Genomic DNA, 12,001 nt, shown 5'->3' with positions numbered 1-12,001 from the left:
TGGTTCTGGTGGCAACGGTTCTGGTGGCAACGGTTCTGGTGGCAACGGTTCTGGTGGCAACGGTTCTGGTGGCAACGGTTCTGGTGGCAACGGTTCTGGTGGCAACGGTTCTGGTGGCAACGGTTCTGGTGGCAACGGTTCTGGTGGCAACGGTTCTGGTGGCAACGGTTCTGGTGGCAACGGTTCTGGTGGCAACGGTTCTGGTGGCAGTGGTTCTGGTGGCAGTGGTTCTGGTGGCAACGGTTCTGGTGGCAACGGTTCTGGTGGCAACGGTTCTGGTGGCAGTGGTTCTGGTGGCAGTGGTTCTGGTGGCAACGGTTCTGGTGGCAACGGTTCTGGTGGCAACGGTTCTGGTGGCAACGGTTCTGGTGGCAGTGGTTCTGGTGGCAGTGGTTCTGGTGGCAACGGTTCTGGTGGCAACGGTTCTGGTGGCAACGGTTCTGGTGGCAACGGTTCTGGTGGCAGTGGTTCTGGTGGCAGTGGTTCTGGTGGCAGTGGCTCTCAGGGAGGCAACCGTGTTAAAGGCGACAGCAGTTCTCAAGGTGGCAATGGCTCTCAGGGAGGCAACCGTGTTAAAGGCGATAGCGGCTCTCAAAGCGGTAACGCAAAAGATAATGCAACAAAACAAGGCAATAAATTGCCTAATACTGCAACGCATTATCCTGCATCTATTTTAATTGGTCTTTCGACATTCCTAATTGGTGTGTTACTATTTATTCGTCGTAAAAACGCAAAATAAAAAAATCATCCTTCCATCTAAAAATACATGAAACAGATTATAAAGTGAAACTTTAATCAGTGGGGATTTTGTTCATCCCCCACTGATTATTAGCCTTCACCAATCGGGCTTTTACGGGCAGCAGGGCTCCCACCTAACTTCTTTGCTCCAGCCGAATTTTGAAGTGGGAGTTTTACTGCCTGACAAATAGCGGGATAAAACTAAAAAGGACTTTGATTGCATTTTATTATGCAATCAAAGTCCTTTTTGCCATCTAGTAGAAAGAGCATTAATACGCTTTTCCCCAATACACCATCTGCTTCGCTTTTTTACTACAGCAAATACATTCGTCAGCTAAACTTTCTTGTTCGAACGGAATACAACGTGAAGATACTCCAACTTCTTCTTTTAATTTTTCTTCACAAGCTAGTTCTCCACACCACATCGCTTTAATAAATCCTTGCTTTTCATCAGCCGCTTTTTTCATCTCTTCGAAATTCGTCACACTATACGTATTCTCATCGCGAAATACTTTTGCTTTGCTAAATAAAGAATGGTGAATTTCCTCAAGTAGTACTGGAATGCGTTCTTCTAATTGATCCATTGATATAAACTCTTTTTCTTTCGTATCTCGCCTTACAAGTACAACTTGATTCTTTTCAATATCCTTTGGACCAACTTCTAATCTAATTGGAACACCCTTCATTTCATACTCATTAAATTTCCAGCCAGGTGTTTTATTGCTAGCATCTATTTTTACACGTGCAACCTTCTGAATACGTCCTTGCAACTCTGTTGCTTTTTCTAACACACCTTCTTTGTGCTGAGCAATAGGAACGATAACAACTTGTACTGGAGCGACTTTCGGTGGCATTACAAGTCCGTTATTATCGCTATGAACCATAATAAGTCCACCTATCATTCTTGTTGATACACCCCAAGATGTTTGATGTACGTATTGCCATTTACCGTTACGGTCTAAAAACTTAATATCAAATGCTTCAGAGAAATTCGTTCCAAAGTTATGAGATGTTCCTGTTTGAAGTGCTTTTCCATCATGCATTAAACTTTCAATCGTATAAGTTGCCTTCGCTCCTGCAAACTTTTCTTTTTCTGTTTTTTGCCCTTTAATAACCGGAATCGCTAAATACTCTTCACAAAAAGCAGCATATAGATTTAAAATATTTAATGTTTCAATTTGAGATTCTTCTGCCGTTTCATGAATCGTATGACCTTCTTGCCATAAAAATTCAGTTGTACGAAGGAATGGTCTCGTCGTCTTCTCCCAACGAACTACTGAACACCACTGGTTATATAACTTTGGTAAATCATTATATGATTGAACAATTTTTGAAAAATGCTCACAGAATAGAGTTTCAGATGTAGGACGTATACAAAGTCTTTCCGCCAATTTCTCATCTCCGCCATGAGTAACCCATGCTACTTCAGGAGCAAATCCTTCAACATGATCTTTCTCTTTTTGTAATAAACTCTCTGGAATAAACATTGGCATGTACACATTTTCATGACCAGATTCTTTTAATTTTTCATCCATCACTTTCTGCATATTTTCCCATAATGCATAACCGTATGGACGTAAAATCATACAACCTTTCACACTTGAATAATCAACAAGCTCCGCTTTTTTTACAATATCGGTATACCACTGAGCAAAGTCTTCTTCCATTTTCGTAATGGCTTGTACTTGTTCTTTTACCATAGTTATTCTTCCTCCTTTAGAAAATAGAAAAAGCCCGCGTCCCCAAATAGGGACCGAGCTTTGTCGGCGTTACCACCCTGATTCATACACAAAAAAATTGAGTATGCTCTCTTTTTGATAACGGGAATTTCCCGCTGCATATGCAGAACTCAAAGGTAGGTTCCATATCGCCTCTTTAAGAATCTTCCAGCCAAAAGGATTCTCTCTCTGCAAAAAGGTAAGACATGTACTATTCCTTTTTCATCGTTATAACAAAATAAATTTGTTGAATATCATAATATAAATTTTATTTCAAAACAAGAGCCAATTTTCTTATTTTTATACATTATTTTCAATTATCACTGTTTTATACGTAACTTTTCCGAACTATTTTTACAAGTTGATGAGCAACCATACCAATTAGTGTACCAATTAAAACGAAGAAACAAATAAATCCGTATCCCATTCCTTCCCAACCACCAATAGCGATCATTGTTACAGGAAAGAAAGCTAAACAAAGAAGTACTAAACTAAGTGCAAATATAATATCAAACTGTTTATCTGGAAAACGTTTCTTTAGTAAATATGACATAAAAAATACAAGGAGAACGGTGACTCCACCAATGATGTAAAAGATACCAAATCCATCTAGCCAATCCATAGTATTCCCTCCTTCCATTCATTCCCTTATACTTATTATATGTTTAATTTTTCTGAAAATAAATAACGAAATTTTATTCAAAAATATATTTTTATTACCAGGTATTAATAGTAATATATAAGAATAGGTTTTATATAATCAGGAGGGAAACTTTATGGATAAAGCATTAACAAATCGCGTCATTATTTTATCTTTTGACTGCTTATCAGCTTTAGATTTTCCTATATTACAAAAACTACCTAATTTCCAAACTTTAATAAAAAGGGGCGCGATTGCGAAAAAAGTGGAGCCAATTTATCCTTCTGTAACATATCCAAGCCACTCAACAATCGTAACCGGTAATTATCCTAATAAGCATGGCGTTGTCAGCAATACATTACTTCAACCAGGACGTGAGTCACCAGATTGGCATTGGTACCGAAAGTCCATTAACGGGACAACTTTATATGATGAAGCACGCAAAGCAAATTTAACGACAGCAGCCCTTCTATGGCCTGTTACTGGAAGAGCAAATATCGATTACAATTTACCAGAAATTTTTCCAAATAGACCGTGGCAAAATCAAATTTTAGTTTCATTATTTAGCGGTAGCCCGCTATATCAATTAGATTTAAATCGTCGTTTCGGCCATATACGAAATGGATTGTCACAGCCTGAGCTTGATAATTTCGTCCTTGCTTCTGCCGTACATACAATTCAGACGAAAAAGCCTAATGTTATGTTTGTACATTTTACTGATTTAGATACTCAAAGACATTACCATGGCTTCGAGTCTGAGGAAACAGTAGCTGCAATCCACAGACACGACGAACGCCTCGGAAAAATTATCCATACATTAAAAGAAAGTGGTATATACGAAGAAAGTACAATTATTGCACTTGGTGACCATAGCGCTTTAAGTGAAAACAAAGCAATCCAATTAAATGTCCTATTCTGTCAAAAAGGGCTTATATCCGTAAATAAACGTGGAAAAATACACGATTGGAAAGCTTATTGCCAAAGCTGTGATGGATCTGCCTACGTACATGTAAAGGATAAAAATGATACTGAAACGATTAAAGAGATTCAACTTCTTCTTGAAGAGCTTCTTCAGGATAAACAAAATGGAATTGAATTTATTCTGCACGATGAAGATGCAAAAGAACGTGGCGCTGATGGTAATTGCTTATTTATGCTAGAGGCCATGGAAGGTTATTACTTCATTGAAAATTATACAGGTGATTTCATAAAAGAAATTAATAAAGAAGATGTTAATTCTAGTAAGAAATATACATTTGGAACACATGGATATTCCCCAACAAAACCTAACTATGAAACAATTTTTATGGCTGCTGGGAAAGGCATTCAAAGCGGCGTTACAATTCCGTATATGAGACTGATTGATGAAGGTCCGACTATCGCTAGGTTACTCGGTTTGCACTTAGGTGAAACAGACGGCGCAATTGTAGAGGATTTACTTCAATTGTAAAGAACTGTGTATATATGTAAAAGTTATGTAAAAATCATCACTGTTTCTCTTTTTATAATTTTTATTTTTGTACACTGTTAGTAGAACAAATTTAAGGGGGAACATTATATGAAAAAAATGTCCAGACAAGAAAAAAGCTGGATATTGTACGATTGGGCGAACTCGGTATATTCGCTCGTCATTACAACTGCATTATTTCCAATTTACTTTAAAGCAGCTGCAAAAGAAGCTGGACTATCTGGCGCAACTTCAACAGCCTATTGGGGATATGCAAACTCGGTCGCTACACTTTTAATTTCTATACTCGCTCCTATTCTCGGCACAGTTGCTGATTATAAGGGATTTAAAAAACGATTTTTCACATTCTTCTTTGGACTCGGTATCGTATTTACAAGTATGCTAGCAATTGTTCCAACATCTCAGTGGTACTTATTACTAGGATGCTATATGCTCGCATTAGTTGGCTTTGCTGGAGCAAATATTTTTTATGATGCATTTCTAGTAGATGTTACCTCTGGAGATAGAATGGACCGAATTTCTACGCGAGGTTTTGCATTAGGTTACATTGGGAGCACAATTCCTTTTATCGGTTGTATTGCTCTTATTATTCTTGCTCAAAAAGGAACTATCCCCTTATCAGTCGGAATTGCTAGTCAAATTTCCTTTGCAATAACAGCTCTTTGGTGGGGACTATTTACGATACCAATGCTAAAAAATGTAGAGCAAACACACTATATTGAACGTCATCCAAGACCAATTGCAATGAGCTTCAAGCGCCTTGCTAATACGTTTAAAAATATTAAAGAATATAAAACTGTATTTATGTTCCTAATAGCTTACTTTTTCTACATTGATGGGGTAGATACAATTATCACTATGTCTACTGCTTACGGAACAGATCTCGGTATTAGTGCAACCAATCTATTAATCATCTTATTTGTAACACAAATTGTCGCTTGTCCATTTGCTTTATTATATGGAAAACTATCGGAAACATTTACCGGTAAAAAAATGCTATATGTCGGCATTATCATTTATATCATTATTTGCACATATGCTTATTTCTTAAAAACGACGTTTGATTTCTGGATTTTAGCAATGTTAGTTGCTACTTCTCAGGGCGGGATTCAAGCACTTAGCCGTTCTTATTTCGCAAAACTAGTACCGAAAGAATCTGCAAATGAATTCTTCGGATTTTATAATATCTTTGGTAAATTCGCAGCAATTATGGGTCCGGTATTAGTAGGTGTCACAACACAATTAACAGGAAAAACAAACGCTGGTGTCCTTAGTATTATTGTCCTATTTATTATCGGTGGATTCTTATTAACTAGAGTACCTGAAAATGATACGTCCGTTACACCACCTAATCCGAAAACTAAAACAATATAAGAGAAAGATCCCCTTCACACAAGAAGGGGATCTTTCTCTTATATTTTTAACGATAACGTCCTACAATTAAAAACTCTAAAGCTTGTACAAAAATAGTTTATCGACAGTTGTTCCTAATACTTCTGCTAACCGGAATGCTAGTGCTAAGCTTGGATCATATTTATTATTCTCAATTGCATTTATCGTCTGTCTTGATACGTTACACTTATCCGCTAATGCACCTTGTGAAATATTATTTGCAGTGCGCAATTCATAGATTTGATTTTTCACACCGTTTCTCCTAACCTGTAAAATCGTTTTTACATCATCAGTATATAGTTGGGGCATGTCATTGTCAAAAGATTGCCACAAGAAAAGGGAGCAATCCTGCTCCCTTACAATGGTTATTTCGAAGCTAACGAATTTGTTAGTTCCTCTTTATTAGCGACATCTTCTTTATTTATTTGCATGCGTAGAACTGGCCCTATCGCAAATAAAATAAGTGCCATTGCTATACAAAATACAGTAACTAGTGAGGTCATCTCCTTCAATCCTCCAGCTAGTGCAGTTCCAATTAACATTGCCCCCATGAACAGTGGTAAAATCGTTCCATTTACTCTGCCAATCATATTTTCTGGTACAAGTTGAATCATAAGCGTACCGACAACGATATTAACACAAGCTAAACAAATACCTGTTCCAAACCTCATGAAACTAGTAATCCAAAATGATGTAGATAGCCCTTCTACTAAAAATGACATTGCTAATATGCTCATACCGAATACAAACATCTTTTTCGGGTTCACTTTTGAAGCGAAAACTGCAGCAACAATACCACCAATTAACATACCGATTCCATCAGCTGCGGCTAAATATTGAACGGCTTCTTTTTCCATTCCAAGCCGTTCTATTACAAGAAACACTTCTAATGGATTCGTTAGTCCAACAGCTAAGCCCATAATGGTGAAAGTGATCGTAATCATACGTAAATTTTTCGTATGAAGAACGTATTTCCAACCTTCTTTTATATCATTTTTTAATGAACCTCTCGCCACTTGCTCTTGTTCCACCCATTTTGGTAAAAATGAAAGAGCGATAGCAGATAACAAAAATAAAATAATTAAGCTATATAGTGACGTAAATAAACCAAGTTGTGTGTACACAAGCGATCCTACCACTGGTCCAAAAATCATAAATAGCGACTGTAATGTTTGATTAAATGCAATCGCATTTGCTACCTGTTCTTCTTTTACATAGCGTTTAAATATACGCGAAGATGATGGCTGAGAAAACTGACCTACAATCGCGGAAATGAGTGTTGCAAAAAATATAGCCTGCCAATAATCCAGCTTTAGCAACAAGACAATTCCTACAATAGACAGTACACTTAATACATCTCCAGCAACCATCGTTCTTTTCGGATTCCAGCGATCAGCTAGCGCCCCACCGATAAACGAGAAAATAAAAATAGGTGCATATTCCATAACCGATAACAAAGAAACTGAAACTGGATCATTATTCGTTCGCTCCATTATGAAATACAAAAGAGCCATATTTCTAATCCAAATTGCAAATTGTTGTAAAATATCAGATGCCATAACGAGCATAAATGCTCGGTTTTTAAATAAAGCGTTCATTTTCATTCCCCTTTCATAAACCGACCGTTCGGTCTAATTTATTTTGTAAGAAAAGCAACTGACCTATTATTCAGCTGCCATTCCTTTTAACAATACATCTATTGCCTTTTTATAAATACGTTTCAGCTCTTTATAATCTAACTCGTAGTAAAGTACTCCAAGCCCAGATAATAATCCATTCACAATATACATAAGATCACGCGTATCATCTTCTTGAAACTCTCCAGACTGTATACCTGCTTCAATTAATTTCTCAACCATAACATATGATTCTCTAGTTAAAGCTAACAGTTCATCTAGAATTTCTTTACTTACAACTTGGCTCATAGAGAATTCCTCTATTGCATTTGAAATGGGTTGCTGTATGTCCTCTACATAATATTCCGCGAGACCATATAGTTTTTCAGTACTAGTACTATACAACTTCTCTTTTTCATTCCATTTTTCAAGCCAATCATACGTATGCTGTTTCACTACAAATAAAAATAATTCTTCTTTACTTTTAAAGTGATAATAAATGCTTCCTTTACTTCTCTCTGTAATCTCACAAATCTCTTCCATAGATGTAGCTGCATAGCCCTTCTGTGAAAACAGACTTTCTGCTTTATAGGCAATTTCTTTCTTTATCTCTTCTGCGCTTCTTCTCATATTCACACCTCTTTAAACCGACCGTTCAGTCTAATAATAACAAATAAAAAACCTCTATCGCAAGAGGCTATACTCCTTATTTAAGAAAACGTACTTTCAAACCACATTCGAATCATATGTATTATTCCAAATTTAAATCCTCATTTAGTAAGAAATACGGTTCCCTTTTCATTTCCCCTAGCATGTTAAAAATATTTAATCAAACGTTTGTTTAACTGTTTTTATGCATATGTAAGCCAACTAATCAAACGTTTGTTTAAAAAGAAATACGCCCCCTATAAGGCGTATTCTCATCAATCACCACCGCCTCCACCACCGCAGCTACCTCCACTATCTCCACCAAAAGAACCTCCGCAATCATGTGAACCGCCATCGTGCGAGCTATCATTATCCGATCCAGCAAAGAAAAATAATGGTGATGAGCTGTTGGATGAATTATGAATGTTATTTTGTTTTGTAAGATTTACCTTCTTTTTGTTTGATCGAACTGCTGTTACGATCGTTCCAACTACAACAAATAATAGTATGACAATAATAAATTCCATATAAAAGCCTCCCTTAATCTTCGAATAATTGAATGGTTCTCTCTAAATTTTCAAGTGAAATGAAGCGCGATTCACGAAGGATCTCTTTTCCATTATAAAATAATAAAACTGTTGGCCCTGTAAATACTGCATATCGCCCCGCAATCTCTTGCATGTCTTGTAGTAATATTTCTACTTTCTCTACGTAATCATAATTCTCTAATACGCAATTTACTTTTCTTAACATAACATCACAAACACCACAATTTTCCGTTTTAATAAACAGCAGTACTAATTGTTGTCCTTCAATATATGTCGCTAATTCTTCTATCGTTTCAAATGTATTCATCTTATCCCTCTTAGCGTAATTTACGAAATACTTTACCCTGATACATACGAAAAGCTGAACTATCTTTAATCTTTCTCTTTTCCATTACCTGCTGAAAACGCAGCGTTTTTGCTGTTAACTCTTCTTGTAATTCTTTTCTCTCTACTTCATCATAACAGCACGCAATTAAGTCTTCTATTTTTAATATATCTTTTTGTAGTTCCATTTCTGGTGGAATCATACCTGCATTTTTCAAGATTTTATAACTCATTCTAAGTTCTGGAGGTACCATTGAAAGGTCTTCTAATTGTAGTGGTTTCCTTTCCCCGGAATATGATCGAGATCACCATTCCGTATTGCTTGTCGAATTTTTTCTTCAGCAATGTTCAAAAAGACATCCACACCATTCGCTCTTTTACATATTTTTACTATTATTTTACATGATATTTTCTCATCTTGCTACGCTATTACAAATTGACTTTATACAATTTTTTCTCAAATTTAATTACAAGGAGCCTTTTCCTCCCTAATCAATATTTTATTTTCATGTGTAGTCTGTATTAGAGCCATTTAATATTGAGAAAGTCTTTGCGAATCAAATAAAGCGTTTACACCAAATCTTACATTTGCTACGATTTAATCATCCCCAGCTCCCTTGTATAGACTTCGTGATGTCTGATCATTTTTATCTAGACGTTTCATACGTCTAGATTCACTTTGGTTTATTGGCGCATGCCTTTAAATATATCTTTTATTTTGAAAGGAGAAATGACTATGAGATCAAAAAAATTCACGCTGCTATTACTATCCCTACTACTTTTCTTACCTCTTTTTCTCACAAACTTTATTACTCCAAATTTCGCATTAGCAGATTCACCAAAGCAAGGTCAAAAAATTGTTGGGTATTTTCCTTCATGGGGCGTTTACGGACGTAATTATCAAGTTGCAGACATTGATGCATCAAAGCTAACTCATTTAAACTATGCTTTCGCTGATATTTGCTGGAATGGAAAACATGGAAACCCTTCTACTCACCCCGATAATCCAAATAAACAAACGTGGAACTGTAAAGAATCTGGTGTACCACTGCAAAATAAAGAGGTCCCTAATGGCACTCTCGTACTCGGTGAACCATGGGCTGATGTCACAAAATCTTATCCGGGATCGGGTACAACTTGGGAAGATTGTGATAAATATGCCCGCTGTGGAAATTTCGGAGAACTGAAACGATTAAAAGCTAAGTATCCTCACTTAAAAACAATTATTTCAGTTGGTGGCTGGACTTGGTCTAACCGCTTTTCTGATATGGCCGCTGATGAAAAAACAAGAAAAGTATTCGCTGAATCTACAGTAGCTTTTCTTCGCGAATATGGATTTGACGGCGTTGATTTAGACTGGGAATACCCGGGTGTTGAAACGATTCCTGGTGGTAGTTATCGTCCTGAAGATAAACAAAACTTCACCCTTCTCCTTCAAGATGTTCGAAATGCATTAACGAAAGCTGGTGCAGAAGATGGTAAACAATATTTACTAACAATCGCGTCAGGTGCAAGCCAGCGTTATGCGGATCATACAGAGCTAAAGAAGATTTCTCAAATACTGGATTGGATTAATATTATGACATACGATTTCCACGGTGGATGGGAAGCTACTTCTAACCATAATGCTGCACTATACAAAGATCCAAATGACCCCGCAGCGGATACGAAATTTTACGTAGATGGTGCGATAGACATTTATAAAAATGAAGGGGTTCCAGCGGATAAACTCGTATTAGGTGTACCTTTTTACGGACGTGGATGGAAAAGTTGCGGAAAAGAAAATAATGGGCAATACCAACCTTGTAAACCAGGTAGTGACGGAAAGCTCGCTTCTAAAGGTACTTGGGATGATTATTCTACCGGTGACACAGGTGTGTACGATTATGGTGATTTAGCAGCTAATTATGTGAATAAAAATGGTTTTGTTCGCGGATGGAACGATGTAGCGAAAGTACCTTATTTATATAATGCGACTACAGGAACCTTTATTAGCTATGATGACAACGAATCTATGAAATATAAAACAGACTATATAAAGACAAAGGGTTTAAGTGGCGCAATGTTTTGGGAACTAAGCGGGGATTGCCGTACAAGTCCAAAATATAGTTGCAGTGGACCAAAATTACTTGATACGCTAGTAAAAGAATTACTTGGTGGACCTATTACTCAAAAAGATACTGAACCACCAACAAACGTAAAAAATATTGCTGTTACAAATAAAAATTCAAACTCAGTTCAATTAAACTGGACTGCATCTACTGATAACGTAGGCGTTACTGAATATGAAATTACTGCCGGAGAAGAAAAATGGAGTACAACAACAAATAGTATTACAATTAAAAACTTAAAACCTAATACAGAATATACGTTTTCAATATTAGCAAAAGATGCTGCTGGTAACAAATCACAACCTACTTCTATTCTTATAAAAACAGATGATGCTAACACAACACCTCCTGGTGGAAATGGCAATGCTACCTTTTCAGTCACTTCAAATTGGGGAAGTGGTTACAACTTCTCAATTATAATTAAAAATAGCGGAACGACCCCTATTAAAAACTGGAAATTAGAATTTGATTATAACGGCAATTTAACACAAGTTTGGGATTCTAAAATTAGTAGTAAAATAAATAATCATTACGTAATTACGAATGCAGGATGGAATGGTGAAATTCCTCCTGGTGGATCAGTTACAATCGGAGGGGCAGGAACAGGCAATCCCGCCGAACTTGTAAATGCATCCATTAACGAAAACTAAACGTAACCTCCATTAATTATTTCACTAAAGTTTGAATTTAGGTTTGAGTGCTCTATCCTAAATTCAAACTTTTAATTTTATGAAAAATCACACTTCATATTACAATAACCTATTATAATTATATTTAGTTTCTAATATGAAGTTCGCG

Annotated in this window: 10 protein-coding genes, 2 pseudogenes and 1 other annotated feature; of the genes and pseudogenes, 4 read left to right on the top strand and 8 right to left on the bottom strand. The window is 36.6% G+C overall.

Annotated elements, in window-relative coordinates; genetic code table 11:
- Nucleotides 1-739 (top strand): annotated as a pseudogene (locus CQ058_RS32320) (cell wall anchor protein); the annotation flags it as partial.
- A gap of 268 nt (nucleotides 740-1,007) precedes the next feature.
- Here the strand turns inward: CQ058_RS32320 and proS are convergent.
- Together proS and CQ058_RS18465 are read right to left on the bottom strand one after the other, a co-directional pair.
- Complete coding sequence (gene proS / locus CQ058_RS18470) at nucleotides 1,008-2,438, bottom strand: proline--tRNA ligase (RefSeq protein ID WP_002124994.1); 1,431 nt, start codon at nucleotides 2,436-2,438, stop codon at nucleotides 1,008-1,010.
- A gap of 45 nt (nucleotides 2,439-2,483) precedes the next feature.
- Nucleotides 2,484-2,691, bottom strand: a binding site (T-box leader).
- 93 nt (nucleotides 2,692-2,784) lie between these two features.
- Nucleotides 2,785-3,078 carry a YesK-like family protein gene (locus CQ058_RS18465; RefSeq protein ID WP_002124993.1) on the bottom strand — a complete coding sequence of 98 codons (294 nt, stop codon included), beginning with the start codon at nucleotides 3,076-3,078 and terminating at the stop codon, nucleotides 2,785-2,787.
- A 154-nt stretch (nucleotides 3,079-3,232) separates the two neighbouring features.
- On the opposite strand from CQ058_RS18465, the gene CQ058_RS18460 reads away from it, so the two are divergent.
- Both CQ058_RS18460 and CQ058_RS18455 read left to right on the top strand, forming a co-directional pair.
- The gene (locus CQ058_RS18460) at nucleotides 3,233-4,546 is read left to right on the top strand and encodes an alkaline phosphatase family protein (protein WP_002124992.1); all 1,314 of its coding nucleotides are present in this window, start codon (nucleotides 3,233-3,235) and stop codon (nucleotides 4,544-4,546) included.
- Between the two features lie 108 nt (nucleotides 4,547-4,654).
- On the top strand, nucleotides 4,655-5,938 hold the full coding sequence (locus CQ058_RS18455; protein WP_002169236.1) for an MFS transporter: 1,284 nt from the start codon (nucleotides 4,655-4,657) through the stop codon (nucleotides 5,936-5,938).
- A gap of 75 nt (nucleotides 5,939-6,013) precedes the next feature.
- On the opposite strand, the gene CQ058_RS18450 is transcribed toward CQ058_RS18455, so the two are convergent.
- The 6 genes and pseudogenes from CQ058_RS18450 to CQ058_RS18420 all read right to left on the bottom strand — a co-directional run bounded on the left by CQ058_RS18450 (nucleotide 6,014) and on the right by CQ058_RS18420 (nucleotide 9,456).
- Nucleotides 6,014-6,265 (bottom strand): helix-turn-helix transcriptional regulator, encoded by a 252-nt coding sequence (locus tag CQ058_RS18450; protein WP_003187029.1) that lies wholly within the window; start codon nucleotides 6,263-6,265, stop codon nucleotides 6,014-6,016.
- A gap of 56 nt (nucleotides 6,266-6,321) precedes the next feature.
- A complete protein-coding gene (locus CQ058_RS18445; protein WP_002191820.1) occupies nucleotides 6,322-7,554 on the bottom strand; it encodes an MFS transporter in 1,233 nt (410 codons plus the stop codon).
- 66 nt (nucleotides 7,555-7,620) lie between these two features.
- The gene (locus CQ058_RS18440; RefSeq protein ID WP_002124986.1) at nucleotides 7,621-8,202 is read right to left on the bottom strand and encodes a TetR/AcrR family transcriptional regulator; all 582 of its coding nucleotides are present in this window, start codon (nucleotides 8,200-8,202) and stop codon (nucleotides 7,621-7,623) included.
- Nucleotides 8,203-8,495: 293 nt separating this feature from the next.
- Complete coding sequence (locus tag CQ058_RS18430) at nucleotides 8,496-8,747, bottom strand: hypothetical protein (RefSeq protein ID WP_000394370.1); 252 nt, start codon at nucleotides 8,745-8,747, stop codon at nucleotides 8,496-8,498.
- A 13-nt stretch (nucleotides 8,748-8,760) separates the two neighbouring features.
- Nucleotides 8,761-9,075, bottom strand: coding sequence for a thioredoxin family protein (locus tag CQ058_RS18425; protein ID WP_002063639.1), 315 nt, complete (start codon nucleotides 9,073-9,075; stop codon nucleotides 8,761-8,763).
- A gap of 10 nt (nucleotides 9,076-9,085) precedes the next feature.
- Nucleotides 9,086-9,456, bottom strand: a pseudogene (locus CQ058_RS18420) (DnaJ family domain-containing protein).
- A 372-nt stretch (nucleotides 9,457-9,828) separates the two neighbouring features.
- On the opposite strand from CQ058_RS18420, the gene CQ058_RS18415 reads away from it, so the two are divergent.
- A complete protein-coding gene (locus tag CQ058_RS18415; RefSeq protein ID WP_002191817.1) occupies nucleotides 9,829-11,853 on the top strand; it encodes a glycosyl hydrolase family 18 protein in 2,025 nt (674 codons plus the stop codon).
- The last annotated feature ends 148 nt before the right edge of the window (nucleotides 11,854-12,001 follow it).

This window comes from Bacillus sp. MYb56, assembly GCF_002976445.1.
In the GTDB taxonomy this organism is placed as follows: domain Bacteria; phylum Bacillota; class Bacilli; order Bacillales; family Bacillaceae_G; genus Bacillus_A; species Bacillus_A mycoides.
This window is presented reverse-complemented; position numbering and strand designations above follow the sequence as displayed.

Coding starts and splice junctions, on each gene's coding strand:
- CQ058_RS18465 (WP_002124993.1), bottom strand. CDS start 3,078: ATGGATTGGCTAGATGGATTTGGTATCTTTTACATCATTGGTGGAGTC.
- CQ058_RS18425 (WP_002063639.1), bottom strand. CDS start 9,075: ATGAATACATTTGAAACGATAGAAGAATTAGCGACATATATTGAAGGA.
- CQ058_RS18460 (WP_002124992.1), top strand. CDS start 3,233: ATGGATAAAGCATTAACAAATCGCGTCATTATTTTATCTTTTGACTGC.
- CQ058_RS18430 (WP_000394370.1), bottom strand. CDS start 8,747: ATGGAATTTATTATTGTCATACTATTATTTGTTGTAGTTGGAACGATC.
- proS (WP_002124994.1), bottom strand. CDS start 2,438: ATGGTAAAAGAACAAGTACAAGCCATTACGAAAATGGAAGAAGACTTT.
- CQ058_RS18455 (WP_002169236.1), top strand. CDS start 4,655: ATGAAAAAAATGTCCAGACAAGAAAAAAGCTGGATATTGTACGATTGG.
- CQ058_RS18445 (WP_002191820.1), bottom strand. CDS start 7,554: ATGAACGCTTTATTTAAAAACCGAGCATTTATGCTCGTTATGGCATCT.
- CQ058_RS18415 (WP_002191817.1), top strand. CDS start 9,829: ATGAGATCAAAAAAATTCACGCTGCTATTACTATCCCTACTACTTTTC.
- CQ058_RS18450 (WP_003187029.1), bottom strand. CDS start 6,265: ATGCCCCAACTATATACTGATGATGTAAAAACGATTTTACAGGTTAGG.
- CQ058_RS18440 (WP_002124986.1), bottom strand. CDS start 8,202: ATGAGAAGAAGCGCAGAAGAGATAAAGAAAGAAATTGCCTATAAAGCA.